Source organism: Arthrobacter sp. R4-81 (assembly GCF_054792365.1).
Map to the genome: position 1 here is coordinate 4,302,778 of NZ_CP096445.1, position 23,318 is coordinate 4,326,095.

The 23,318-nt window shown below is 62.0% G+C and carries 25 protein-coding genes and 1 pseudogene; 16 read left to right on the forward strand and 10 right to left on the reverse strand.

Annotated elements, in window-relative coordinates; genetic code table 11:
- Positions 1–64: 64 nt before the first annotated feature.
- The 3 genes from M1E05_RS19865 (at position 65) to M1E05_RS19875 (ending at position 2,527) form a co-directional block, all read left to right on the forward strand.
- Positions 65–469, forward strand: a complete 405-nt coding sequence (locus tag M1E05_RS19865; protein WP_458112886.1) for a winged helix-turn-helix transcriptional regulator — start codon at positions 65–67, stop codon at positions 467–469.
- A 116-nt stretch (positions 470–585) separates the two neighbouring features.
- Positions 586–1,203, forward strand: coding sequence for a DUF6919 domain-containing protein (locus M1E05_RS19870; protein WP_461163986.1), 618 nt, complete (start codon positions 586–588; stop codon positions 1,201–1,203).
- Positions 1,204–1,369: 166 nt separating this feature from the next.
- Entirely contained in the window at positions 1,370–2,527 is a 1,158-nt protein-coding gene (locus M1E05_RS19875; protein ID WP_461163987.1) for an ABC transporter substrate-binding protein, read from the forward strand.
- Positions 2,528–2,669: 142 nt separating this feature from the next.
- Here the strand turns inward: M1E05_RS19875 and M1E05_RS19880 are convergent, their stop codons facing one another.
- A complete protein-coding gene (locus M1E05_RS19880) occupies positions 2,670–3,155 on the reverse strand; it encodes a hypothetical protein (protein ID WP_461163988.1) in 486 nt (161 codons plus the stop codon).
- A gap of 175 nt (positions 3,156–3,330) precedes the next feature.
- Between M1E05_RS19880 and M1E05_RS19885 the strand changes: the two genes are divergently transcribed.
- The 4 genes from M1E05_RS19885 to M1E05_RS19900 all read left to right on the forward strand — a co-directional run bounded on the left by M1E05_RS19885 (position 3,331) and on the right by M1E05_RS19900 (position 6,299).
- Positions 3,331–4,761, forward strand: a complete 1,431-nt coding sequence (locus M1E05_RS19885) for a TrkH family potassium uptake protein (protein ID WP_461163989.1) — start codon at positions 3,331–3,333, stop codon at positions 4,759–4,761.
- Entirely contained in the window at positions 4,754–5,446 is a 693-nt protein-coding gene (locus M1E05_RS19890) for a potassium channel family protein (protein ID WP_461163990.1), read from the forward strand. Before M1E05_RS19885 ends, M1E05_RS19890 begins: the two co-directional genes overlap by 8 nt.
- A 109-nt stretch (positions 5,447–5,555) precedes the next feature.
- Positions 5,556–5,711 carry a hypothetical protein gene (locus M1E05_RS19895; RefSeq protein WP_461163991.1) on the forward strand — a complete coding sequence of 52 codons (156 nt, stop codon included), beginning with the start codon at positions 5,556–5,558 and terminating at the stop codon, positions 5,709–5,711.
- Positions 5,712–6,095: 384 nt separating this feature from the next.
- On the forward strand, positions 6,096–6,299 hold the full coding sequence (locus M1E05_RS19900) for a cold-shock protein (RefSeq protein ID WP_247043898.1): 204 nt from the start codon (positions 6,096–6,098) through the stop codon (positions 6,297–6,299).
- Between the two features lie 58 nt (positions 6,300–6,357).
- On the opposite strand, the gene M1E05_RS19905 is transcribed toward M1E05_RS19900, so the two are convergent.
- A complete protein-coding gene (locus tag M1E05_RS19905; protein ID WP_461163992.1) occupies positions 6,358–8,427 on the reverse strand; it encodes a hypothetical protein in 2,070 nt (689 codons plus the stop codon).
- A gap of 446 nt (positions 8,428–8,873) precedes the next feature.
- On the opposite strand from M1E05_RS19905, the gene M1E05_RS19910 reads away from it, so the two are divergent.
- On the forward strand, positions 8,874–9,578 hold the full coding sequence (locus M1E05_RS19910) for a GntR family transcriptional regulator (protein WP_461163993.1): 705 nt from the start codon (positions 8,874–8,876) through the stop codon (positions 9,576–9,578).
- A gap of 50 nt (positions 9,579–9,628) precedes the next feature.
- Positions 9,629–11,116 (forward strand): NAD-dependent succinate-semialdehyde dehydrogenase, encoded by a 1,488-nt coding sequence (locus tag M1E05_RS19915; RefSeq protein WP_461163994.1) that lies wholly within the window; start codon positions 9,629–9,631, stop codon positions 11,114–11,116.
- A 155-nt stretch (positions 11,117–11,271) separates the two neighbouring features.
- Here M1E05_RS19915 and M1E05_RS19920 read toward each other — a convergent pair whose 3' ends face one another.
- The 4 genes from M1E05_RS19920 to M1E05_RS19935 all read right to left on the reverse strand — a co-directional run bounded on the left by M1E05_RS19920 (position 11,272) and on the right by M1E05_RS19935 (position 13,156).
- Positions 11,272–11,823, reverse strand: a complete 552-nt coding sequence (locus tag M1E05_RS19920; protein ID WP_461163995.1) for a YdeI/OmpD-associated family protein — start codon at positions 11,821–11,823, stop codon at positions 11,272–11,274.
- 1 nt (position 11,824) lies between these two features.
- Positions 11,825–11,965 (reverse strand): VOC family protein, encoded by a 141-nt coding sequence (locus M1E05_RS19925; protein ID WP_458112875.1) that lies wholly within the window; start codon positions 11,963–11,965, stop codon positions 11,825–11,827.
- 115 nt (positions 11,966–12,080) lie between these two features.
- Complete coding sequence (locus M1E05_RS19930) at positions 12,081–12,944, reverse strand: AEC family transporter (RefSeq protein ID WP_461163996.1); 864 nt, start codon at positions 12,942–12,944, stop codon at positions 12,081–12,083.
- 59 nt (positions 12,945–13,003) lie between these two features.
- The gene (locus M1E05_RS19935; protein ID WP_458112873.1) at positions 13,004–13,156 is read right to left on the reverse strand and encodes a hypothetical protein; all 153 of its coding nucleotides are present in this window, start codon (positions 13,154–13,156) and stop codon (positions 13,004–13,006) included.
- 52 nt (positions 13,157–13,208) lie between these two features.
- Here M1E05_RS19935 and M1E05_RS19940 point away from each other — a divergent pair, with 52 nt between their 5' ends.
- The gene (locus M1E05_RS19940) at positions 13,209–13,763 is read left to right on the forward strand and encodes a CGNR zinc finger domain-containing protein (RefSeq protein WP_461163997.1); all 555 of its coding nucleotides are present in this window, start codon (positions 13,209–13,211) and stop codon (positions 13,761–13,763) included.
- 58 nt (positions 13,764–13,821) lie between these two features.
- Here M1E05_RS19940 and M1E05_RS19945 read toward each other — a convergent pair whose 3' ends face one another.
- From M1E05_RS19945 to M1E05_RS19955, 3 genes and pseudogenes are all read right to left on the reverse strand, one after another.
- Positions 13,822–14,094 carry a RidA family protein gene (locus M1E05_RS19945; protein ID WP_461165299.1) on the reverse strand — a complete coding sequence of 91 codons (273 nt, stop codon included), beginning with the start codon at positions 14,092–14,094 and terminating at the stop codon, positions 13,822–13,824.
- Positions 14,086–14,277, reverse strand: a pseudogene (locus M1E05_RS19950) (alanine racemase); the annotation flags it as partial. The pseudogene M1E05_RS19950 and the gene M1E05_RS19945, both read right to left, overlap by 9 nt.
- A 148-nt stretch (positions 14,278–14,425) precedes the next feature.
- Positions 14,426–15,142 (reverse strand): SDR family oxidoreductase, encoded by a 717-nt coding sequence (locus tag M1E05_RS19955; RefSeq protein WP_461163998.1) that lies wholly within the window; start codon positions 15,140–15,142, stop codon positions 14,426–14,428.
- A 657-nt stretch (positions 15,143–15,799) separates the two neighbouring features.
- Here M1E05_RS19955 and M1E05_RS19960 point away from each other — a divergent pair.
- From M1E05_RS19960 to M1E05_RS19985, 6 genes are read left to right on the forward strand one after another with little or no spacing between them, the layout of a single operon-like run.
- On the forward strand, positions 15,800–17,272 hold the full coding sequence (locus tag M1E05_RS19960; RefSeq protein ID WP_461163999.1) for a fumarylacetoacetate hydrolase family protein: 1,473 nt from the start codon (positions 15,800–15,802) through the stop codon (positions 17,270–17,272).
- A complete protein-coding gene (locus tag M1E05_RS19965) occupies positions 17,272–17,976 on the forward strand; it encodes a GntR family transcriptional regulator (protein ID WP_461164000.1) in 705 nt (234 codons plus the stop codon). Before M1E05_RS19960 ends, M1E05_RS19965 begins: the two co-directional genes overlap by 1 nt.
- Positions 17,977–18,025: 49 nt before the next feature.
- Positions 18,026–19,567, forward strand: coding sequence for a 5-carboxymethyl-2-hydroxymuconate semialdehyde dehydrogenase (gene hpaE / locus M1E05_RS19970; RefSeq protein WP_461164001.1), 1,542 nt, complete (start codon positions 18,026–18,028; stop codon positions 19,565–19,567).
- Positions 19,568–19,613: 46 nt separating this feature from the next.
- Positions 19,614–20,711, forward strand: coding sequence for a 3,4-dihydroxyphenylacetate 2,3-dioxygenase (hpaD, locus tag M1E05_RS19975; protein ID WP_461164002.1), 1,098 nt, complete (start codon positions 19,614–19,616; stop codon positions 20,709–20,711).
- A 1-nt stretch (position 20,712) separates the two neighbouring features.
- Positions 20,713–21,498 carry a 2-oxo-hept-4-ene-1,7-dioate hydratase gene (gene hpaH / locus M1E05_RS19980; protein WP_461164003.1) on the forward strand — a complete coding sequence of 262 codons (786 nt, stop codon included), beginning with the start codon at positions 20,713–20,715 and terminating at the stop codon, positions 21,496–21,498.
- The gene (locus M1E05_RS19985) at positions 21,483–22,304 is read left to right on the forward strand and encodes an aldolase/citrate lyase family protein (RefSeq protein ID WP_461164004.1); all 822 of its coding nucleotides are present in this window, start codon (positions 21,483–21,485) and stop codon (positions 22,302–22,304) included. The genes hpaH and M1E05_RS19985 overlap by 16 nt, the downstream gene beginning before the upstream one ends.
- 37 nt (positions 22,305–22,341) lie before the next feature.
- On the opposite strand, the gene M1E05_RS19990 is transcribed toward M1E05_RS19985, so the two are convergent.
- Complete coding sequence (locus tag M1E05_RS19990; protein WP_461164005.1) at positions 22,342–23,283, reverse strand: proline dehydrogenase family protein; 942 nt, start codon at positions 23,281–23,283, stop codon at positions 22,342–22,344.
- Between the last annotated feature and the right edge of the window lie 35 nt (positions 23,284–23,318).

Here is a 23,318-nt window from a genome sequence, read left to right on the forward strand (position 1 = left end):
ACAACCTCGGGCATTTCCGGTACATTCCAAAACGCCTGTACGCACTTTTTGGTAAGCTCCTTTTATGCCCCTCAACCAGTTACGGAACATCCTGGCCGCCCCAGGCACCGAAAGTGTTATTGAAGGCTTTGCGGACAATGTGTTTGCGGAGCAGTGCCCGTCGAGGACTCTGCTTACCCACGTCACCAACAAGTGGGGAACCCTGGTCATTCTGGCACTGTCAGAAGGGACCCTCCGGTGGAGTGAGCTGTCGCGGATGGTGGGCGGAATCAGCGAAAAAATGCTGGCACAGACCCTCCGCACCCTCGAAGCCGACGGTGTGATCCGCCGCGACGCCCGGCCTGTTGTCCCGCCCTTCGTGGAGTACAGCCTGACCGACAGCGGCACCGAACTCAGCCGCCTGTTGATTCCGCTGGTCCAATGGGTAGCTGTACACGCGTCCGAGAATGCCCAGCTGCAAAATCCTTAGCGAGGACGCCGAAACGGCGTGTCGGCATGTGGCCAAATGCTGCACTAAATGGAGCAGGATAACGCGGTTCGTCAAGCCAAGTGCAACTTAAAGCCCATTCGCTCTAGGGTCGAATAATGAATGATTCCCGATTCACCACTGAACTGGACAGTCACGGAAGGCTCCTGCGGGACCGCGAAGTATGGCGCCAAGCCACAACTCTCGCCGCCGCCGGGGAGCTCACCGCCCGATGGCTTGAAGGCAACAGCCGCTACCAGGCCGGAACGTTTTCTCCGCAGATGGATGAGGAAACCCGGTCCATAGCTGCCGGGTTGGCGGAGCTCAACCGCAGCGGATTCTTCACCAAGGAATCCCAGCCGGGCCTCCTGCTGGATACCGGTCAGGCGCAACGTCAGTACGTAACAGGCTTCTGTTCTCCGGAAGCTGCGCGGCGCTTGCTTCAGCTTTCGACGCATACGGAACTCATCGCCGTCGTCCATTCCCCCGGCGAGATGAGCCGCTCCGCTATACCCGTCACCGTCATCGACGGCGAGGTGGTCACCGTCCTGGGCACCAGTGAAAGCCCGATCGAGGCCGGACAAATCCGGGACTGGGCGGAGGAAAGCAACGACGCCCTGGCACTTCTGCTGGCTGAATCCTGGTACGTCGAGTTGCTCGACCCCATCTGGGGCCGGAACGATCGCCTGCTCCCTGCAGTGCTGGAAATGGTGAAAGAGACAGCCAACAGTTTTTAACGGGAATGAGTCCTTTGATGAACCTTCGAGACCTGCAGTGAACGTCCACGACTCCGGGTGAACGTCCAAGACTTCGGGTGAACGTCCAAGACCTGCACCTTTGTCAGCGGCCTGCGGCCCTACGTAATCTCGTTCCAACATCCAGCCGCATGATCGAAGGAACACCATGTCTACCCCTGAGAATGACCCAGGATCCACTCGGATCTCCGCTGACGAGCCTCGCACCCCCAAGCGTTCGCTTCGGTTCAAAGTCGCTGTCACTGTCGGATTGCTTGCCCTGGCCGGTGCCGGAGCCGCCGTCGCCACGACGGCGGCCGGCACCCCCCAGCCGGCCGCGAGCTCAGTGGGTTCAGGTCACGCTGACGAGCTAAGGCTCGGCTACTTTGGCAACATCACCCACGCTCCGGCGCTTTTGGGGGTCAACCAGGGCTTCATCCAGGAGAACCTTGGCTCCACCAAGCTCAGCACCCAGGTATTCAATGCCGGCCCTGCTGCCGTGGAGGCGCTCAATGCCGGCGCCATCGATGCGACGTACATCGGCCCCAATCCCGCCATCAACTCCTTCGTGAAGAGCGATGGAGAATCGATCAGCATCATTGCAGGTGCCGCTTCCGGTGGTGCGCAGTTGGTGGTCAAGCCGGATATCAAGTCGCCTGCCGATCTGAAGGGCAAGACGCTCGCGTCACCGCAACTGGGTGGGACGCAGGATGTTGCGTTGCGCTCGTGGCTTGCCCAACAGGGCTTCAAGACCAATCCCGACGGCGGCGGCGACGTGGCCATCAACCCCACCGAAAATGCCCAGACGCTGAAGCTCTTCCTCGACGGAAAGCTCGACGGCGCGTGGTTGCCGGAACCCTGGGCGTCACGATTGGTGCTCGACGCCGGGGCAAAAGTTTTGGTTGATGAAAAGGACCTTTGGGACGGCTCACTGTCCGCTAAGCCAGGCGAATTTCCCACAACGATCCTGATCGTGAACAAGAAATTTGCTGCCGAGCATCCTGAAACGGTCGAGGCCCTCCTCAAGGGCCATGTGCAGTCGGTGAAGTGGCTCAACGACACCCCCGTCCCCGAAAAAGCTGCCAAGTTGAATGCAGCGCTGGAAAAGGTGGCGGGGAAGGCGCTGCCCCAGAATGTTATTGACCGCTCCCTGCAGAACATCGACTTCACAGTGGACCCCCTGGCCGGGACTTACAAGAAGCTGCTCCAGGACGGTGTGGAAGCAGGCACCACGAAGCAGGCCGACATCAACGGAATCTTTGACCTCACCACCCTGAACGGCGTCACAGGAGAAAAGACTTCGTCTGCAGGACTCGGCAAGGAATGACCTGAACGCGTTCGCGCGTCGAAGCATTTCCAGACAGCAATAAGGCAGATCCGGTGGTAACCATCCGCCGGATCTGCCTTATTGCTGCCGTCTTCCCGTCCTCTGCCCTCGCTCAGGGCGATTCAGGGGAAGTCAGTGTGCCTCAGTGAGACTCAGGGGGCGTCCACGAATAATAGGGAATCTGGTCCTCGATCAAGGAATAGTGGAACACCACGCCTTCCGGTGTTTCCACGGACTCGACGAACTCGGCTGCCATCCATGAGCCGCCTGCAACGGCCTCGGCCCAGGCGTGGGCTTCCTCCCAGTGATGCTGCGAGATGCTGCCATCGCGGTGGAAGCGCAGGGCAACGGAAACGCCCAACCCGCTCGTTCCATTGCCGGACGTGCGAGCGACGAATCCGACTACGTCAACGGATACATCAGGGCTGGTGAGGGACCGCCGTCGCCACATCGCTGTTGCGGCACAGTCCAGGCCACCGGTCCCGATCTCCTGCCTGGAAAGCGCGTGGACTTGGTCGAGGAAGAGATCGAGCTCTTCCCCGCACTGACTCCAGATCCTGTGGGCCAAGCGTGTCATCATGGAACCTGTCCAATCGGGATCGGTGGCAATATGCCCCCAATCAATCATTCGGTTTGCTGCTTCTCAATGCCGTGCGACACCCATGGACTCGCGACGCAACATTGCTCAATTCATCGCAGTATGGGGTAACAAAGTGTGTTGCCTCAGCATCGTTCTTTCCCTCGGCGGAGCAGGACTCTGCTGCGATGCGAAGTTGCGTTCAGCGGGTGGTAGCGTGTCCGCTATGCGCCTTCTTTCCGCCACAAAGCGAAGCCTTGGCGCTCTAGGCGGAGGGTCCTTCCGTGCAGCTTTGAGGGCCAGAAGCCGTTTCAGGGACTTCTCAAGGGTGTTTGCACCCAGGCATCCGACCCAGGTGGTGGTGCTGGGATTTGCCGGCGCGATTGCGGTCGGCACAGGTTTACTGATGCTTCCCGCAGCCAAGGAAGGACCCGGCGGGGCCACCTTTCTGGAAGCCCTGTTCACCTCCACTTCCTCCGTTTGCGTAACAGGCCTCATCACGGTGGACACGCCGGTTTTTTGGTCGGTCTTCGGGCAGACGGTCATTCTCGTGCTGATTCAGCTCGGCGGGTTCGGCGTGATGTCGTTCGGTGCCCTGCTGGGGGTGCTCATGGCCCGCAGGCTGGGACTGCGGTCCAGGCTGCTTGCTGCAACCGAAACCAAGTCCGGAGACCCCGGTGACGTGCGCCGCGTTATCCTCGGGGTCCTTGCCATCAGCCTCATCACTGAGGCGGCCCTGACCCTCATCCTGATGCTTCGGTTCATGAACGGATATGGCTACTCGGCGGGCGAGGCACTGTGGCATGGCGCTTTTCATTCCATATCCTCGTTCAACAACGCCGGGTTCGCCCTCTATTCGGACAATCTGATCAGCTTCGCCACCGACCCCTGGATCTGTCTGCCGATCGCTGCGGCCGTCATCATCGGAGGCCTCGGATTCCCCGTACTTTTTGAGCTGCGCCGCCAGTACCACAGGCCCATTCACTGGAGCATGAACACAAAGCTCGTCCTGTCCGGAACAGCGGTCCTCCTGGTTGCAGGTACAGCCTTCCTGACCGCCGTCGAATGGGACAATCCCGCAACGCTGGGTCCCATGCAGCCCGGGGAAAGGGTCCTTGCCGGTTTCTTCCAGTCCGTCATCACACGCACGGCGGGGTTCAACAGCGTCGATATCGCCCAGATGCATCCTGTGTCGTGGATGGGTATGGACATCCTGATGTTCATCGGCGGCGGCCCTGCGGGTACTGCGGGCGGCCTGAAGATCACCACCTTCGCCGTCCTGTTCTTTATCCTCACCACCGAGCTGCGCGGCAACACTGCGGTCAACATCTTTGGAAAACGGCTTTCGCGGGCGGTTCATCGGCAGGCAATCTCCGTGGTTCTGCTGGCTATCGCGCTGGTGGTTGGCTCCACAATGCTCCTCATGCTCATCACTGATTTCGGCATGGAGCGGATCCTGTTTGAGGTTGTCTCTGCCTTCGGCACGGTGGGGCTGTCCACCGGCATCACTGCATCGATGCCTCCCGTGGCCCAGATCGTACTAATCCTGCTTATGTTTGTCGGACGCCTCGGACCCGTAACTCTCGGAGTAGCGCTGGCCGTTCGAGAGCGGCCGGTACTCTACGAATACCCGAAGGAAAGGCCCCTCATTGGCTAAGAACATCTTCACCCGTCCCCCCGAGCGGCTGGCTCAGGCGGATTCAGTAGTCGTTATTGGGCTGGGCCGTTTCGGCGGCGCGCTGGCGCTTGAACTCGAAGCACAGGGAACCGAGGTCCTGGGCATCGATGCCAACGAGGAAATCGTCCAATCCTTCAACGGACGGCTAACCCATGTGGTCCGGGCCGACTCCACCAAAGAAGAAGTGCTCCGCCAACTCTCCGTGCACGAGTTTGACCGTGCCGTAGTGGGCATCGGCACGGACATCGAGGCCAGCATCCTGACCACATCACGCCTGCTCACCTTCAAGGGCCCCCAGATCTGGGCCAAGGCCATCAGCGAACCCCATGCCGAAATCCTGGGCCAGCTGGGCGTGGAGCACGTCATCCGGCCCGAGCATGACATGGGCAAGCGGGTGGCCCACCTGGTCCGCGGCTCCATACTCGATTACGTCGAGTTCGAGGATGACTTCGTTATGATCCGCACAAGCCCGCCCTCCGTGGCACGCAACAGGCCACTTGGAGTTCTTGGCCTCAGGGACCAATACGGCATCACCATTGTTGCGGTGAAACGGCCAGGCGGAACCTGGGGGCACACAACAGCCCAGACGGTTCTTTACGACGACGATCAAATCATCGTGCAGGGCAGCAAGTCCCCGGCCGAGAAGTTCAGCACCCTCGCCTAACGAATGATCTGCACCTGGCTGGTAAACACCTAACACACTGCAGGGGGAGGGTCCATGGCTTCAAGAGGGACGTGCCCGATATCAACGGACTCGACGTCGCGGCCAAGAAATGAGTGATCAGTCCGCAGGAATGGCAACAGGCGCCGCGGGATACCTGATCAAACCGTTCCGGCCCGCCCGACTCACATCGCTCGTGAACCAGCTCTGCCCCCAGGACAAAGTGGCCACTGCCGCTGTCCCCTCAGAAGTTTCCGCACCCGAATAGCCATCGGTTCAGAAGGCCCTCGCTGCCTGGGCCTAAGGTCCCAGCACGGTTGCTCGGACTCTTGGGCGAACAACGTGCCGTTCGGATCCCTGAACTGATATGTGGGGTAGGAGCGCCGCCTCGGACCAATCTTCAAAACGGTCCCCCGGTTTCAGTCATCAAAAAGTATGTCAGCTCGGATCCCTCTTTCCGCGAAAGAACTGCGCCGCGGCTTCTACAGCCTGGGGCTCCGCATGTGATGCCCTTCTCAAAAAACAGGGCAAACCACACGCCCCTGACCTTGTACTCCCTGCCCTTCCCGGTATGTTTAGGGAAGGGCAGGGTATCCGCAGCCGTTGCCCCGCTGGTGTCGGCAGAGACAGATGTGAAGTTAAGGAAACAGTCATGGCTACAGGAACAGTTAAGTGGTTCAACTCCGAAAAGGGTTTTGGCTTCATTGCCCCCGACGACGGGTCCCCGGACGTATTCGCCCACTACTCAGCTATTGCCAGCAGCGGCTACCGGTCACTTGAGGAGAACCAGAAAGTCGAATTCGACGTAACCCAGGGGCCGAAGGGCCCCCAGGCAGAGAACATCCGCCCCCTCTGACAACGCTGCTGTTTTAGGGCAATCTCTTAGGGGCAAGTTCCTTAGGCGCATATCCGCGTCAGTTTTGCACGCGGACGGTCACTTGGCAGTCCGCCGGAGTGTTGCCTTGGGTGCCAAGCGTCAGCACATGGCTCCAAGGCGCACCGCCAGCTTCAGGAGCCGGGATTGGGAGGGTCTCCACAGCACCCGGCTGCAACATGCCTTCGCCAACGTCCGATGCCGCGACCGGAGAGCCCGCAGTGTCTGGCCCGAGGGCAGTCCACTCGTACTTCAGGCCATCGCAGCCCGCACTTTCCGTGCCGAGACTGATCGAGTGCGCCGCGGTGGCGTCAATCAGCAATCGTGTCGGAGCGGGCTGCGTTCCCGCCCGGGTGGACCATGCCGCCAGTGTCTTCGCACTTGGCCCTTCGGTCCGGCGGTCCTGGTCAGTGAGTAGTGCAACCGCACCGGGCAGCCCCTGGACCTCATTTGCCGGCAGGTAGGGCCTGATTGCCGCGGCGAAGGCGAGGGCATCGGATTCCGGGATTACAAGGTGGACGACGTGGAGGTCTGCCAATTGCCCGGGAACTCCGGCGTCGAGGGGTTGCGACGATTTGATCCACTGCTGAGCCGCAGGCGAGTCCAGGAACTCGTTCACTGCTTGCAGGTTTCGGTGTCCCTCAGGCAGGTCGGGAAGCCATTGCTTGGAGACGAGCACGGTACGTCCTTCATCGCCAATAAGCCCGGACCATGGCTGCGCATCCCGCAGGTCCACCTGAGGGAGCTGGTAGATGTCGGGGATCGGAAATCCGGCCTGTTGAACGTACGTCTGGAACAGCAGGCTTGAATTGAATGCAGTGGATGCGATCGGCACGAGGACCGGCCCATCCGTTTCAGACAGGGCCCGGACGGTATGGGCCACCTCGATGAGGTTGTCGAGATTCGTCTGAACGAATGGCGCAGTGGCGTTCGGGTACAAACCTGCCGGCAGCTGCGCCGCCGTATGGCGCAGCCCCGTCAGAGCCGGGGCCGGTGCATACATAAACGCGAAGAGCGCCACCGCGATGGCCAGCGCGACCCCCTTCCGGACAGCCAGTCGTATTCGGGGCACAATCCGCACTAGCCCTGCGAAGCCAAGCGCCATTAGCAGCGGCCACACATGCACTTGGTGGATGATTCCGGCCTGCTTCTGGACGAGCGCCCACAGCACCTCGGACACGGCCAGGAATGCGGCCACAAACACAGCGTTGCGTGTGACCGAAAGCGATGTCCTGCGGGCAATGACCACCGTAAGCGCCACTACGGCAGCGAGGGCAAGGACGAGCGCCACAAAGCCCCCGGCATAGGACAGGTTACTGGTCAGCGCATCCGTCAAGGTGGTCTGATAGCTGATGTAGAAGAGCGAGTTGTCGCGCGCGAAGATGGACGAAAGGGTCCCCGGGGTGAGCACTGCTGTGCCGGCAATTACTGCGCCCACAGCAAACAGCACCCGCAGGCTCAGCGTCTCCTTGAGCAGGATCCGCCATCGTTCCGGCGGGCGCCGGTATCGGACGGCAGAGATCGCATAGGCAATGAGATAACACGCCACGACGGCCGCAAGATCGAAAAGGAAGTTCTTTTTCACCAGCAATGCCCCTGCCCCGACCACCAGCGCCCAGAAAAGAGTGGACCGGTGCATCGGACGGGACATGAGTATCCAGATCGCGGCAAGAATCAAAGACATCCCGATCAGGTCGGGCACACCCTGCACACATACGAGGAACGCCAGGGGATTCAGGCCGGCCACCAACACCATCCAGGGCGTAACCCGCAGTCCCAGAGTTCGGCAGGCGATCTTGGCCGTAAAAACAGTCAATGGCAGCAAGCCGAGCAGGCCCATGCCGATCTCGTAAGGCACGCGGAGGTTGAGAACTCCGGGCGGCAACACAGCCAGCGGCAATGACCAGTACGGCGGATACTCGGTGAGCGATTGCACCCTCAGCCAGGTGTATAGGTCGTGCGGCCCACGGCGAAGGGCTTCGGAAGCGCCTATTGCCACTTCCTGGTAGCCGCGGGGGTCGTAGAAGTAGATGCGTTGCTCGCCCGCTACATACAGTGCCAGGATCGCCAGTACCGCTCCTAGAGGCAGCACCCAGGTAAGCACAAACACTCTGGGCGGGACAAGCCGACCGGTCGCGCTTGCCGTTCGGCGGAGCAGGCTGGGGACGCCCTCTCTCAGGTCTTGAAGCTGTTTCAGGGAAGAGACTATTGCCCTATTCCGCACCATATTTACTTCGGGATCCATTTCTTCCGGGAATCCCAACGCTATCAGCAGCTATGCAGCTGCCTTTAGAAGGCTACGTCCGCACCGGCACGATCACCGCCGAGGGGTGGCTGGGCCGTGATACACGTGGTCTGCCGATCGAAGCGTGGTGGCGGTAGCGCGTGATTCAGCTGTGCCGGGATTCCGGCGCAAAGCGGGGGGATGCCCCGCTGGAGACCTGAATCCACTGTGACTTGGCGGGTTGCAAATTGTTGACTGTTTACAGTTTTGTCCTTACTGTTATCAAAAAGACGTCGACGGCGACCGAAGGCATGAGAGGACGGGCACTGCACGTGGCACCTCAAATAGTGGAGTTCCAGTCAAAAGTCACCGCGGACCTCATCGCTGAGTATCTGCGTGAGCGGATCCTCGACGGGACATTCGCGCCCTCCTCAAACATCAATGAAGTACAACTCGCCGCCCATCTGAACATCAGCCGGGGACCGCTCCGCGAAGCCGTCCAGCGGCTTGTGCAGGAAGGACTCCTCCTCTGCACACGCAACTACGGCACCTCCGTTGTGGACCTTGGGCCCGCGGACATCGAGGACATCTACAAGGCGCGCATGGCCATCGAACTGGAGGCCGGCCGCCTCGTCCTCCAGGAAGATACTGCTGAGCTGGCCGCCAAACTGAACACGGTCCTTGAAAGCATGCACAATGCTTTGGAGGAGGACAGGTGGCAGGACGTGGCCGCCGAGGACGTCAAGTTCCACCAAACCATCGTGCAGGCTACCGGCAGCCCCCGGCTGGAAAGAATGTTCTCAACCCTGGCGGCCGAAACCCTGCTGTGCATCCGCCAGTTCCGACACATTCACGGACGCAGGGAAACCGTTCTCGAACAGCACCGCCGTCTACAGGACTTTATCCGGACGCGTGATGAAGCCAGCTACCTCACCGAGATCGAATGGCACCTGAAGAACTCCGTCCCCATGTTGGAAGCAGCGCGAAAGCACGCAATTCCTGATCTCGTGCCAATACCTGCTGCCAACGCCAACTAACAAGCCACAGAGCCATCCAACGAGCAATCCATTACCGAAAGAGAGAACCAATGAGCCTCGTATCTGACGTCACTACGCCCCTGATTGCGGCAGACCCCGACAGCCTCCGGCAGGCAGACGCCGTCATCCGCTCCATCAACCTTCCGAGCTCCGGGATCGCCGTCCAGGACCCCGCCACGGCCGAGACCATAGCCCATGTCCCCGACCATGATGTTGAGGCTGCACTGGAGGCTGTGGGGAAGGCCGACGCGGCAGGAGCTGCCTGGGCAACGAGCAGCCTTCGCCAGCGCGCCGACGTGCTGCACGCCTGGTACGACAAGCTCGTTGCACACACTGAAGATCTGGCACACCTGATTTCGCGCGAAATGGGCAAGCCGCTCGCGGAGGCCCGCGGCGAGGTCAAGTACGGTACCGACTTCGTCCGCTGGTACGCCGAGGAAGCAGTCCGCCCCGCAGGAAACTTCCGGGAAACCCCCGACGGCGGTGCGAGCCTCCTGACCCGCCGCTCCCCCGTTGGCCTGGCCGTGCTGATCACGCCGTGGAACTTCCCCCTGGCCATGGCAACCCGGAAGATCGCACCGGCCCTGGCAGCAGGCTGCCCCGTGGTCATCAAACCCGCCACCCTCACACCCCTGACCACCTACTTCGCGGTCCAGCTCGCCATTGAAGCAGGAGTGCCCGAAGACCTGATCCAGGTCATCACCACCTCAAAGTCAGGCGCTTTCAGCGAAGCCGTCCTGACTGACCCGCGCGTCCGGAAGGTCTCCTTCACCGGCTCAACCCCGGTGGGCCGCCAGCTCCTGAAGCTTGCCTCCCAGAATGTTCTCCGCAGCTCCATGGAACTCGGCGGCAACGCACCGCTTATCGTCTTCAACGACGCCGACCTTCAGCGGGCAGTGGACGGAACCTTCGCAGCAAAGCTCCGCAACGGCGGGCAGTCCTGCATCGGCGCCAACCGCATCTACGTCCAGGACGGGATAGCGGATGACTTCGTGGGCGCACTCACCGAACGCTTCGCCCAGATCACGGTCGGAAGCGGCCTCGGAAAGCAGACCGGGCTCGGTGCACTCATCGATGACCGTGCCGTAGCCCAAATGCAGGCCTACACCGACAACGCCGTCGCCCTCGGAGCAACACTGCTCACCGGCGGCCACGGCTACGACTCGCCCGGCAACTTCTTTGCCCCGACCGTGCTGGACCGAGTCACTGAAGATTCCGACGTCGCCCGGTCCGAGATCTTCGGCCCCATTGCCGCGATCCAGCGGTTCAGCTCAGAAGCCGAGGCAGTCAGCCGGGCCAACGCAACCGAATTCGGCCTCGCAGGCTATGTCTTCACCGAGAACCTCGACCGCGCCCTCAACGTCGCCGATCGTCTCGAGACAGGCATCGTAGGCATCAACCAAGGCGTACCGTCCAACGCTGGCGCCCCGTTCGGAGGCGTCAAGCAGTCAGGCCTTGGACGTGAAGGAAGCGCCGAGGGCCTCGAAGAGTACGAAAACATCCGCTTCTACAACGTGGCGCGACGCGAGACTGCCTAGCAAAAGTTGCCAGGACGCGCATACGGTCCGGGGACACCTGAATATGCGTGTCCCTGGACCGTTTGCGCATCCCCGGACCGTTTGCACGTCCCCGGGCCTAGACTTCGCCTGTTCGCAGCTTTGCCGATCGTGTGCCCCGGCTGTGCACCCGGAGGCTAGTCCCGCCGGGCCAGTCTCGCCATCTCGCGGGCCATAATTTTGGCTCGGGACTCCGGAGTGCGTGCCTTAAGCAGCGGCAGGATCACGGCGTACCGCTCGGATCGTCCCAGCTTCTCAAAAGCAGCGTTCGCTGCCGCATCGGCGGCCAGGGCCTCCGCGAAACCGGGAGGGACGACGGCGGTGCGTTGAGACTCATAGGCAGCCTCCCACCGCCCATCAGCAATAGCAGCCTCGATCTCCGCGAATCCGGACTGTTGCATCCGCCCGGCCGCTATCAGTTCCTCGGCCTTAGCCACGTTGACCCTCGACCAAGAGCTCCTCGCCCGGCGTCGCGAGTAGCGCTGGAGGAATGACACTGCGTCGTGGGACTTGCGCTGGCCATCAATCCATCCGTGGCAAAGAGCGACATCGAGCGCTTCCTCGATGGTGATCAGAGCCGTCCCCGAACGGCGCTTACCGATCAGCAGCCAGGCTTCAATCTGTTCATGCCGGTTGGCCCCGAGCCAGGACTCCCATTCTGCGGCGTCGCGGAACTCGAGGGCCTCCACGTCACTTCTCCCCGTGCGCAGTGATCGGCTGGTACTCCGTGGCGCCCATCGATTGCAACCGCTCCACAGTGGCCTCGAGGTCGTCCACATGCCAGTGCATTAGGGCCCCTCCGCGCATGATGGTGAATCCTCGCAGGCTCATTGGGTCGTTCCCTTCCCCGGAAACCAAGATGATGTGTATTTGCGTACCCTATGACGAGGAACCGGCAGAATGCACGCACTTACCGAAAAACCGCGTATGGACTCAGGACCTCCAGCTACGCGGTGAATGATGTGATGAGGAACAGAAGGCCGGGCAGGTAAAACACCCCTGTGATGGTTTGCAGCGTAATGGTTGATGCCATCAAGGAAGAGTCTCCCCCGAGTGCCTTGGCCATGACGTACGCCGAGGATGCCGTGGGCAGGGCCAGGAAGAGGACGACGATGCCCGCCGGCGGCCCGGCCAACCCCAACAGCAGGCATCCTGCGACGGCGATTGCCGGCAGTACCAGGAATTTGATGGCGGACGCGTAGGCGATGGGGAGAACATTGCGCCCGATGTTGTTGACTTGGAGTCCTGCACCGACGCAGAGAAGTCCAAGGGGCAGAGATGCGCTGCCGAGCGCGCGGACAAGTTCTGCAATCCCTACCGGGAGTCCGACGCCGGTGAGGTTGAGGACGATTCCGGCGGCGCACGCCAGGATCAGCGGATTCGTACAGATGCTGCGGAAGGTTCCCGTGGCGGACAGCGGATTGCGCGCGTGGCGGGCAAAGACGATAGTGCAGAGAACGTTCACCAACGGGACGAGAATTGCGTTGGTGATCGCCGCCAGGGCCACTCCTTGTTCACCATAGAGGATGACGGCAATGGAGAGCCCGAGATAGTTGTTGAAGCGGATGCTTCCCTGCACCACTGAGGTAAAGGCCGGCCCGTCAAAGCGGAATCTCCGCTGCACCAGGGCCAGGGCCAGGGCAGTCACGATGACCGATCCGGCCAGAACCGGAGCCATCGTGCCAATCGGCAAGTCGGCCAGTTCGGTGGTCGCCGTCCCGTTAATGAACAGGGCGGGCAGGAGTACGAAGTAGCAAAGCTTTTCAGCCTGGGGCCAAAACTCGGGGGTGAGGAAAGTCCTCGTCTTCATTGCGAAGCCGCCACCGATTAATCCCAGCATTGGAAGCAATGCCAACAGGCTGTGGGCTATCACAGGACTTTGTAGTTCACGACGGCGGCCAGGAGGGTTTCGGTGGCCTCCCTTAACTGCATCGTGTGGGCGCCGCAGCGGCAGTGGGAATAGGTGACGGTTCCGGAAGACGTGGAGTGCTCGGATTGGATTTGCCAGTGATGTTCATGCATAAATCCAGCATCCTGTAATGGGTTGGTGCCGTTCAACCATTACACTAGAGGGATGGCCTACAGTCACGAAAATCAGGTGGGAGCCCAGCTGGCCGCCGCTCTGGTCAACGCCCCGGAAGGGCAGAACCTGGAAGCGCTGCTGCAGGACTTCAACATTCGCGAACCCATGCTGGACGCCAAGGCGGAGCAGGGTCTGCACACGTGGGCGGGCGAACTCAGACCAGCCTTTGCCGCCCAAAACGTGGATGAAAGATGCACCGCAATCAATTCCCTCCTTGATAGCGTCGCCGGCACCATCTCCTTGACCACCCATGACGGTTCCCGCCCCCACCTCCACCTTTTCCCTGAAGGCGATGACGTCCTGTCACGAGTCAAGGCTGTCACGGCGGGTGGCCTGGCCCTGTTCATGGCCTGGAGCGGCGGCGAACGGATCGGCAGCTGCGCACGGGCGACCTGCTTCAAAGCATTCGTGGACAATTCAAAGGCCGGACGGCAGCGGTACTGCAGCGCCCGGTGTGGAAACACCGATGCCGTAGCCAGGCACCGGCAGGCTGCTAATAAGGATGCTTCCCGCCCCATCCAACGAGCTGTCCAAACATCTCGTTAACCACAGCTGGCACTCGCAGGAACCACGGGTGCCAGCTGATGTATTTGAGGCCTAATGCCTACCGGGTTGCGGTGATTTCGGCTTCGAACTTGCAGTCCCGGGCGAGGCTTGCGACGCCTACGGTGGCCCTGACCGGAGGGTTTACGGAGAAGACCTCGCGGAAGATCTTCTCCATCTCGGCGAAGTCTGCCCAGTCGGTGAGGTAGCAGACGCACCGTACGACGTCCTGGAGGCCGAGTCCGACGTCGGTGAGCAGCTTTTCCACGCTGGCGATTCCCGCCGGGATGCCCTGCGCGGCGAAGGACGCGATGGCCTCTTCAACTGCACGCACCTCGTCAGCGGCCCATCCCCGGCGAGCGTCCCGGGATTTGCCGGCATGCCCGGGGTAGGTGAAGATCCCGGCAACATCCAGGCCCAGCCGAATCCATTCGGCAGCGAGCTCCCCGGCTTCCTGCGGGCGAACCTCGCCCCGGCGGGCTCCGTCGATCTCCACCAGCACGCGCAGGGGCCGCGGCGATCCCTCGGTGGCAAGCTGACACCGCTGTTTGCTACGAAGTCCTGCATCCGCTTGATGTTTGCGGCAATGACGTCACGGTCAATAAAGACCGCCGGAGTCTCTATCCCGCTTGGCGGCTGGAGCAGTGCCTGTTCCAGTTGGGTGTTCACCATGGCAGCGGCGAACGCTCGAAAAAGAAGCCGCCGGAAGGGCCCCCATCAGGCAAGGTGGCCAGCCAGACGGGAGTATCGGCACCACGCTCGACGGTTTGCGTCGCCTTGGGGCTCATGTCGGTCCGCGTGTAGCCGGGCGACGCTGCGTTGACCAGGACACCCTCGCCACGAACCTCAGCCGCGAGGACAACGGTCAACATGTTCAGCGCAGCTTTCGAGATCCGGTAGGCGGGAGATTCTGCATCGCCGGTCAGTCCCAGGGAGGCCATGTTGCTGGTCAGGTTAACGATCCGGCCATAGCCGGCAGCCCGCATGTGCGGCAATACAGCTCCGGCACACGCCCAGGCACCAATCAGGTTGGTATCCAAGGTTTCCCTGATCTTCTCGAAGCCGGGATCGGAAGGCACATGCTCCGGCCCGTCGATGGCAATCCCTGCATTGTTGACAAGTACGTCGATCCGGCCGAACTCCTCGATCACCTCCAGAACAGCCCGCTGGACCGAACCGGGGTCCGTGACGTCAAGTTCGACGGCGGAGCTGGAGTAGCCCTGCTCCTCCAGTTGCCCTGCCGCCTTTTCCCCGGCGCCCTTGTTCCTTGCACCCAGAACAACGTGGTGGCCGTGACCCGCGAGCTGCCGGGCTATCTCCAGCCCGATCCCGCGGTTGCCTCCCGTAATGAGGGCGACTTTGCCCTTCTGTTGAGAACTCATGCGTTTTCCTTTACAGCCCGAGGAGCTTATTGACTCGTCGAGGGAGTTGACGGTGGTGTAGTTGTAGGCGGGGCTGTGGGGATCGTAGCCGCCTGCTCTGCCGTGTATACAGCGTGGAAATCTGCGCCCAGCGGGGGAACGGATGATGAGCTTGTAGTTTTCACCCATGGTCTTCAGTGGCTCGATGACGCCATCGTGGGCTCCCCACGTCCTCAGAGCGGCGCCGAACTGCTTCCCCGGCGTCCTCATTGGGTTCGATATTTCATTTCCTGAGACGCGGTTCCATGCATCATGGACCACCTGCTCGTAAGGGTAGTAGTCGCGGCACACCTGGCGTAGCGGAACTATCGCCAATCGCGCATGAAGGATTTATTTGCTCTTCGGGTACACGGCCTGCAAGGAGGGGACGGGTCGCCGCCTCAGTCTGGTAGTTGATGAGGGTGCCGTAGCAGTCGAAGGAGACGTACTCGGGCCGAAAGCTGGGGGTTGTCATACCGCGACTCTAGGGAGGTGATTGTTAACAGTCAACAGCTTCAGCAATATAAACGTAATGAGAATCGTTATGGCGTAGCCATTTATCCTTTCCCTCTTGACGACAGGCGCCAAAGGGGAGATTATGTTTCGTATACGATTTCATACTCGATGAGGAGCGAACCTGTGCAGCAGGCCAATGGCGACACGATAGGCTCAGCCCGGAAAGTCATCGCTGTGCATTTGAACTACCCCAGCCGTGCCGCCGAGCGCGGACGTATCCCGGCCCAGCCTTCCTACTTCCTCAAGCCGCCGTCTTCCCTGGCCCTTGGCTCCCCCGATACTCCGGGAACTGTCGAGCGGCCTGCCGGTTGCGAGCTCCTCGGCTACGAAGGTGAAATCGCGCTGGTGATCGGCAAGCCCGCCCGCCGCATCAGCCTTGAGGACGCCTGGAGCCACGTCGAATGGGTGACTGCGAGCAATGACCTTGGTGTGTACGACCTCCGGTATGCGGATAAGGGCTCCAACGTCCGGTCCAAAGGCGGAGATGGCTTCACCCCCGTTGGCCCGGGCCTCATTCCCGCCGAGGCAGTGAAGCCCACACAACTTCGCATCCGAACCTGGCACAACGGGGAGCTCATCCAGGAGGACACCACAGCGGATCTGTTGTTCCCGTTTGCCCGCCTGGTCGCAGACCTTTCGCAGCTGCTCACCCTGGAGCCAGGGGACATCATCCTCACGGGGACGCCGGCGGGGGCCTCTGTTGCGGTGCCGGGCGACGTCGTCGAGGTTGAAGTGGATTCCCCTCAAACGGGGCACAGCAGCGGGCGCCTCACCACAACCGTTACGCAGGGAACGACGCCGTTCGCGGAATTCGGCGCCCTGCCCAGGACCGATGACGTTCAGCGTGAGGAAGCCTACGGCTCCAGGGCAGCCGCCGGCCTGCCGGAACTGAAATCCGTGCTGACTCCGGAGCTGAAGAAGAAGCTCGAAAGCGTTGCCACAGCCACGCTTTCCTCTCAACTGCGGAAGCGGGGCCTTAACAACGTCAGCATCGACGGGCTGCAGGCCACCCGTCCGGACCGGCGCGTGGTTGGCCTCGCCCGCACGCTTCGCTACGTGCCGAACAGGGAGGACCTCTTCGAGGCCCACGGCGGCGGTTTCAATGCGCAGAAAAGGGCCATCGATTCGGTGAATGACGGGGAAATCCTGGTCATGGAAGCGCGCGGAGAAAAGGGCACGGGAACGATCGGCGACATCCTCGCTCTCCGCGCCCAGATGCGCGGTGCGGCTGCCATCATTACCGACGGCGGCGTGCGGGACTTCTCGGCTGTGGCAGGACTGGAAATGCCCACGTACTTCGCCAATCCACACCCGGCAGTGCTGGGCCGGAAACACATCCCCTGGGACACGGACATCACCATCGCGTGCGGTGGCACCACCGTTCAGCCGGGTGACATCATCGTGGCCGATTCGGACGGCATCCTGGTGATCCCGCCGTCGCTCGCCGAAGATCTTGTTGAAGACTGCATCGCCCAGGAGAAAGAGGAGGCGTTCATTTTCGAGATGGTCAAGCAGGGGAACAGTGTGGATGGCCTGTACCCGCTCAACGCGGAATGGCGCCGTAAATATGAAGCATGGGAAGCAGGCAAGGTCTGATGACTGAAACCCCCACCGCCGCCACGGCTGTAATCACAGGCAGCAATACGGCCACCGCCACAGGCAGCAAGTCCCAGCAGGCCTACGACGCAGTCAAAGCGCGGATTGTTGATGGCACCTACTCCCCCGGCTATCGCCTGGTGCTCGCCAAGATCGCGGAAAACCTTGGTGTCAGCGTGGTCCCTGTCCGCGAGGCCATCCGCCGCCTCGAAGCCGAAGGACTGGTGACTTTCGAGCGGAACGTGGGCGCCACCGTTTCCGGAATCGATCCAACCGAATACCTCTACACCATGCAGACCCTGAGCATCGTCGAGGGTGCAGCCACTGCCCTGTCGGCTCCACTCATCGGCAGAACGGACATTGAGCGCGCCCGTGCTGTGAACGCTGAGATGCGTGAGTGCCTGAAACACTTCGATCCCGTCCGCTTCACGCTGTTGAACCAGGAGTTCCACAGTGTCCTGTTCGAGCACTGCCCCAACCCGCACATCCTCGATCTGGTCCACCGCGGCTGGAACCGCTTGGCTTCCCTCCGGTCCTCCACCTTCCGTTTCGTGCCCGGCCGCGCCCACGACTCCGTGGATGAGCACGAAGCCCTGCTCCAGCTCATCGAGTCCGGCGCCAGCGCTGACGAGATCGAAAAGGCTGCCCGCCTACACCGCTCCGCCACCCTGGACGCGTACCTGAGCCAGGCCAAAACCATCTGACAGCTCCACCACCGGAAGCAAAGATCCGATCAGCAGTAAGGAAACAACAATGACGTTCACTGCAGAAGAAACCAAGGCCCATTACGTGCCCCAGGACCTGCCCGCGCACATCCAGCACTACATCAACGGCGAGTTCGTGGATTCCGTCGGCGGCAAGACCTTCGACGTTCTGGACCCGGTGTCCAACCGGAACTACGCTACGGCCGCCGCCGGGCAGAAAGAGGACATCGACCTCGCCGTCGCTGCGGCCCGCGAAGCGTTCACCAACGGCCCGTGGCCGAAGATGAAGCCCCGCGAGCGCGCCCGTGTCCTGAACAAAATCGCCGACGCCGTCGAAGCCCAGGAGGGACGGCTTGCCGAACTGGAGACGTTCGACACGGGCCTGCCGATCACCCAGGCGAAGGGCCAGGCCCTCCGTGCGGCCGAGAACTTCCGTTTCTTCGCGGACCTGATCGTGGCGCAGTTCGACGACGCGATGAAGGTTCCCGGCTCGCAGATCAACTACGTGAACCGCAAGCCGATCGGCGTCGCCGGCCTCATTACGCCGTGGAACACGCCGTTCATGTTGGAGTCCTGGAAGCTCGCCCCGGCGCTGGCCACCGGGAATACGGTGGTTCTCAAGCCGGCTGAGTTCACTCCGCTCTCGGCATCGCTGTGGGCGCAGATCTTCAAGGATGCAGGCCTGCCGGACGGCGTCTTCAACTTGGTCAATGGCCTCGGCGAGGAAGCCGGCGATGCCTTGGTGAAGCACCCGGACGTGCCGTTGATTTCGTTCACTGGCGAGACCACTACCGGCCAGACGATCTTCCGCAACGCTGCGGCCAACCTCAAGGGCCTCTCCATGGAGCTCGGCGGAAAGTCGCCTTGTGTGGTGTTCGCCGACGCCGATCTGGATGCCGCCATCGACTCCGCCCTGTTCGGCGTCTTCTCCCTCAACGGCGAGCGCTGCACAGCAGGGTCCCGGATCCTGGTGGAGCGCCCCGTGTACGACGAGTTCTGCGAAAAGTACGCCGCCCGCGCGAAGAACATCGTCGTCGGCGATCCTCACGACCCCAAAACCGAGGTCGGCGCCCTGGTCCACCCGGAGCATTACAACAAAGTGGCGTCCTACGTGGAGATCGGCAAGTCCGAAGGTCGGCTTTTGGCCGGCGGCGGACGGCCGGAGCACCTGCCCGAAGGCAACTACATCGCCCCGACAGTCTTCGCTGATGTCTCCCCCGACGCGCGGATCTTCCAGGAGGAGATCTTCGGTCCCGTCGTAGCCATCACCCCGTTTGAGAACGACGACGAGGCGCTGGCTCTGGCGAACAACACCCGTTACGGCCTAGCTGCTTACATCTGGACGCAGAACCTGACCCGGGCACATAACTTCTCCCAGAACGTCGAGGCCGGAATGGTGTGGCTGAACAGCCACAACGTCCGCGACCTCCGCACCCCCTTCGGCGGAGTGAAGGCCTCAGGCCTGGGCCACGAGGGCGGCTACCGCTCCATCGATTTCTACACCGACCAGCAGGCCGTCCACATCACCCTCGGCTCTGTTCACACTCCTAAGTTCGGCAGCATCGAAGCCTCGGCCGCCAACGAGGGCTAGCCTGTACGGCTGCCGTCCCCTACCTCCTCAAAGAAGAGAGAATCACATGACCAACTCTGTTCCCACCCCCACCGTTCCCGCTCCGGACATCGTGCGCTGCGCCTACATGGAAATCGTGGTCACGGACCTCGCCAAGTCCCGCGCGTTCTATGTCGACGTCCTGGGCCTGCACGTCACCGAAGAAGACGAGAACACCATCTACCTGCGCTCCCTCGAGGAGTTCATCCACCACAACCTGGTGCTCCGCAAGGGCCCCATCGCCGCCGTCGCAGCGTTCGCCTACCGGGTGAAGTCTCCAGCAGAGGTTGATGCTGCTGAGGCGTACTACAAGGAACTGGGCTGCCGCACCGAACGCCGCAAGGAAGGCTTCACCAAGGGCATCGGCGATTCCGTGAGAGTCGAGGACCCGCTGGGGTTCCCCTACGAGTTCTTCTACGACGTGGTGCATGTGGAGCGCCTCACCCAGCGCTACGACCTCTACTCCGCCGGCGAGCTTGTGCGCCTGGACCACTTCAACCAGGTCACCCCTGACGTCCAGCGGGGCCGCAAATACCTGGAGGACCTCGGCTTCCGCGTCTCAGAAGACATCCAGGATTCCGACGGCGTTTCCTACGCCGTGTGGATGCATCGCAAGCAGACTGTGCACGACACAGCACTGACCGGCGGCAACGGCCCGCGCATGCACCACATCGCCTTCGCCACTCACGAGAAGCACAACATCATCCAGATCTGCGACAAAATGGGCGCGCTGCGCATCAGCGACCGGATCGAACGCGGCCCCGGCCGGCACGGCGTATCCAACGCGTTCTACCTCTATATCCTGGACCCGGATGGGCACCGGATCGAGATCTACACCCAGGACTACTACACCGGGGACCCGGACAACCCGGTGGTGACCTGGGACGTTCACGATAACCAGCGGCGCGATTGGTGGGGCAACCCGGTAGTGCCCAGCTGGTACACCGAGGCTTCCCTGGTGCTGGACCTGGACGGCAATCCGCAGCCTGTGATCGAACGCGAGGAAAAGAGCGAGATGGCAGTGACCGTGGGCGCGGACGGGTTCTCCTACACCCGGGAGCCGGGCCAGGAATCCGGCGGTTCCACAGAAAAGACCACCGGGTTCAAGCTCGGAGCGCAGGTCTAGCATGCTGGATGCCAAGACGATTGAGGCCATTGCGGACGAACTGCTGGAGGCCGGACGTTCACGGACTCCCGTGCCCCGGCTGACTTCCCGCTATCCGGAGATGACTGTGGAGGACTCCTACGCCGTCCAGCAGCTGTGGCGCCGCCGGAATGAGGATGCCGGCCGGACCCTGGTTGGGCGGAAGATCGGCCTCACGTCGAAGGCCATGCAGGCCGCCACCGGGATCACTGAGCCGGACTATGGCGCCATCTTCGATGACATGGTGCTGGAAACGGGCTGTTCGGTTGAATGGGACAGGTACACGCACCCGCGGGTGGAGGTGGAGCTGGCGTTTGTCCTGAAGGACGGGCTCAAAGGCCCGGGCTGCACCATTTTCGATGTCCTGAAGGCCACCGAGTACGTGGTTCCGGCCCTGGAGATCCTGGATTCCCGGATTGAGATGGAGGGCCGGACCATCGTGGACACCATCGCGGACAACGCCGCGATGGGGGCCATGGTGGTGGGAGGCCGGCCGGTCAAGCCCGACGCCGTCGACCTGCGCTGGGTGGCGGCCATTCTCTACAAAAACCAGACCGTGGAAGAAACCGGCGTCGCCGCAGGCGTCCTGGACCATCCCGCCAACGGCGTCCACTGGCTGGCCAACAAGATCGCCGCCCACGGAGACAGCATGAAGGCCGGCGACATCATCCTCGCCGGGTCCTTCACCCGGCCCTTGTGGGTATATAAAGGGGACACCGTCCATGCCGACTACGGACCGCTGGGGAGTGTCACATGCCGCTTCGACTAGAATCGGACAACACCTTTCGGGATGCGCTGCGCCATCAAAAGGGTAAAGCCGGCCGCCCGCTGGCGGGCATGTGGGTCTGCTCCGGCAGCCCGCTGGTGGCCGAACTCTGCGCGGGCTCCGGCCTCGACTGGCTGTTGGTGGATGCCGAGCACAGCCCGAACGGCCTGGAATCAATCCTCGCCCAACTCCAGGCCATCCACGGCTACCCGGTTCATACCCTGGTGCGGCCGCCAGTGAACGACACCGTGCTCATCAAGCAGTACCTGGACCTGGGCGTCCAGAACCTGCTGATCCCCATGGTGAATTCGGCTGCTGAAGCTGAGGCTGCAGTGGCCGCCACCCGTTACCCTCCCCACGGGGTCCGCGGGGTGGGCTCAGCCTTGGCCCGCGCCGCCCGCTGGAACCGCATTCCGGATTACCTCGCCAGGGCCGGTGAGACCATAAGCATCACTGTCCAGATTGAGTCCACAACGGCAGTGGATTCGGTGGCGGAGATCCTCGCCGTGGAGGGTGTGGACGCCATCTTCCTTGGCCCCTCGGACCTCGCGGCTTCCATGGGTGTGCTGGGACAACAGGAACACCATGAGGTCCGTACCGCCGTCGAACATTGCCTCGGAGCCGCGAAAGCGGCAGGTAAACCGGCCGGCGTGAACGCCTTCAACCCCGATACCGCACGCCACTACCTCGACAACGGCGCCAGCTTCATTCTGGTGGGGGCGGACGTCGCACTGCTGGCCCGCGGCTCCGAAGCCCTCGCCGCAGCTTTCATCAAGCCAACGGAAGAGCCAAAGTCTGAAAGCTACTGACGCTCGCCTTAGCTGGCAGGCGCCCTGGTGAGTCGTGTCAGCGGGCGGCTGCAATGATGGCGTCGAACACCCGCTCCGGATCCTCGGCGATGCGGTTCAAAACATAGAGCCACCACTCGCCGCCGAAAATGGAGTATTCACGGGTAGTGAAGCCTTCAGCATGCAGGCGGTCCAGGGTGGACGTGCCCAAGCCCAGGAGCATCTCGAACTCCACATCCTTCGCCTCACTGAGGTTGGGGTGCCTTTCGAGGATTTCAGCGATCAGCGCGGCGTCATGGGTCGCGATGGAAACGGGATGTCCGGCGTCGATGATCAGCCCGGCAAGGCGCAGATAATTCTCTTGGAGTTCAGCGCTGCCACGCGGGTAAGCGATCCCTTCTGGTTCGAGGAACGCACCCTTCGCCAGCCTGATGGTTCCCGGTTGCTTCAGCAGACGCTCAAGATCCCTTTCGCTGCGGTGCAAACGGGCCTGGAGGGTGACGCCGACGTCGACCCTTTCCTCGCTGAGTGCCTCGTAGAGGTCAAGCACCAGATCGGCCCGATCGGAACCTTCCGCGGAGATCATCAGTGACGTTCCGAGCGGCGCCAAGGCGTCTGCCATCCGTCGCGCGTTCTCCAAGGCGAGCGCCGGACTGACAAGGGAGCCGACGTGGGAGAGGTCAAAGGACACCGTGGCAGGTATCCCCGCCTGCTTCAGCTCGGAAATCAGCTCCAGGAATACTCCCGTCTCGGCCTCTGCAACCTCGGCGTCGCGCACGCTTTCACCTGCGTACTCCAGACTGACCAGGTGACCCCGCGCCATGCTTCGTTTGGCAGCTTCAATGGCATCCCGGACCGTCTCGCCCGCCGAGTAGTTCGCCGCAATCTTCTGGGCAACAGCAGCCAGCGGTGGCGACGACATCACCCGCTGTTTCAGTTCCTCATCCAAAGCCCACCCGCGCAGCACATCTGCGGCTTTCTCCCGCGTGGCATCTCCCACAGAACACCCATTCCCTGCCTTGTTTGCCGAGCAGC

Excerpts from the sequence above, each read along its gene's own strand:
- M1E05_RS19935 (WP_458112873.1), bottom strand. The coding sequence starts at position 13,156 with ATGCATGAACATCACTGGCAAATCCAATCCGAGCACTCCACGTCTTCC.
- hpaH (WP_461164003.1), top strand. The coding sequence starts at position 20,713 with ATGCTGGATGCCAAGACGATTGAGGCCATTGCGGACGAACTGCTGGAG.
- M1E05_RS19965 (WP_461164000.1), top strand. The coding sequence starts at position 17,272 with ATGACTGAAACCCCCACCGCCGCCACGGCTGTAATCACAGGCAGCAAT.
- M1E05_RS19925 (WP_458112875.1), bottom strand. The coding sequence starts at position 11,965 with ATGAGCCTGCGAGGATTCACCATCATGCGCGGAGGGGCCCTAATGCAC.
- M1E05_RS19870 (WP_461163986.1), top strand. The coding sequence starts at position 586 with ATGAATGATTCCCGATTCACCACTGAACTGGACAGTCACGGAAGGCTC.
- M1E05_RS19885 (WP_461163989.1), top strand. The coding sequence starts at position 3,331 with ATGCGCCTTCTTTCCGCCACAAAGCGAAGCCTTGGCGCTCTAGGCGGA.
- M1E05_RS19900 (WP_247043898.1), top strand. The coding sequence starts at position 6,096 with ATGGCTACAGGAACAGTTAAGTGGTTCAACTCCGAAAAGGGTTTTGGC.
- hpaE (WP_461164001.1), top strand. The coding sequence starts at position 18,026 with ATGACGTTCACTGCAGAAGAAACCAAGGCCCATTACGTGCCCCAGGAC.
- M1E05_RS19940 (WP_461163997.1), top strand. The coding sequence starts at position 13,209 with ATGGCCTACAGTCACGAAAATCAGGTGGGAGCCCAGCTGGCCGCCGCT.
- hpaD (WP_461164002.1), top strand. The coding sequence starts at position 19,614 with ATGACCAACTCTGTTCCCACCCCCACCGTTCCCGCTCCGGACATCGTG.
- M1E05_RS19915 (WP_461163994.1), top strand. The coding sequence starts at position 9,629 with ATGAGCCTCGTATCTGACGTCACTACGCCCCTGATTGCGGCAGACCCC.
- M1E05_RS19865 (WP_458112886.1), top strand. The coding sequence starts at position 65 with ATGCCCCTCAACCAGTTACGGAACATCCTGGCCGCCCCAGGCACCGAA.
- M1E05_RS19895 (WP_461163991.1), top strand. The coding sequence starts at position 5,556 with ATGAGTGATCAGTCCGCAGGAATGGCAACAGGCGCCGCGGGATACCTG.
- M1E05_RS19955 (WP_461163998.1), bottom strand. The coding sequence starts at position 15,142 with ATGAGTTCTCAACAGAAGGGCAAAGTCGCCCTCATTACGGGAGGCAAC.
- M1E05_RS19875 (WP_461163987.1), top strand. The coding sequence starts at position 1,370 with ATGTCTACCCCTGAGAATGACCCAGGATCCACTCGGATCTCCGCTGAC.
- M1E05_RS19930 (WP_461163996.1), bottom strand. The coding sequence starts at position 12,944 with ATGAAGACGAGGACTTTCCTCACCCCCGAGTTTTGGCCCCAGGCTGAA.
- M1E05_RS19985 (WP_461164004.1), top strand. The coding sequence starts at position 21,483 with ATGCCGCTTCGACTAGAATCGGACAACACCTTTCGGGATGCGCTGCGC.
- M1E05_RS19880 (WP_461163988.1), bottom strand. The coding sequence starts at position 3,155 with ATGATTGATTGGGGGCATATTGCCACCGATCCCGATTGGACAGGTTCC.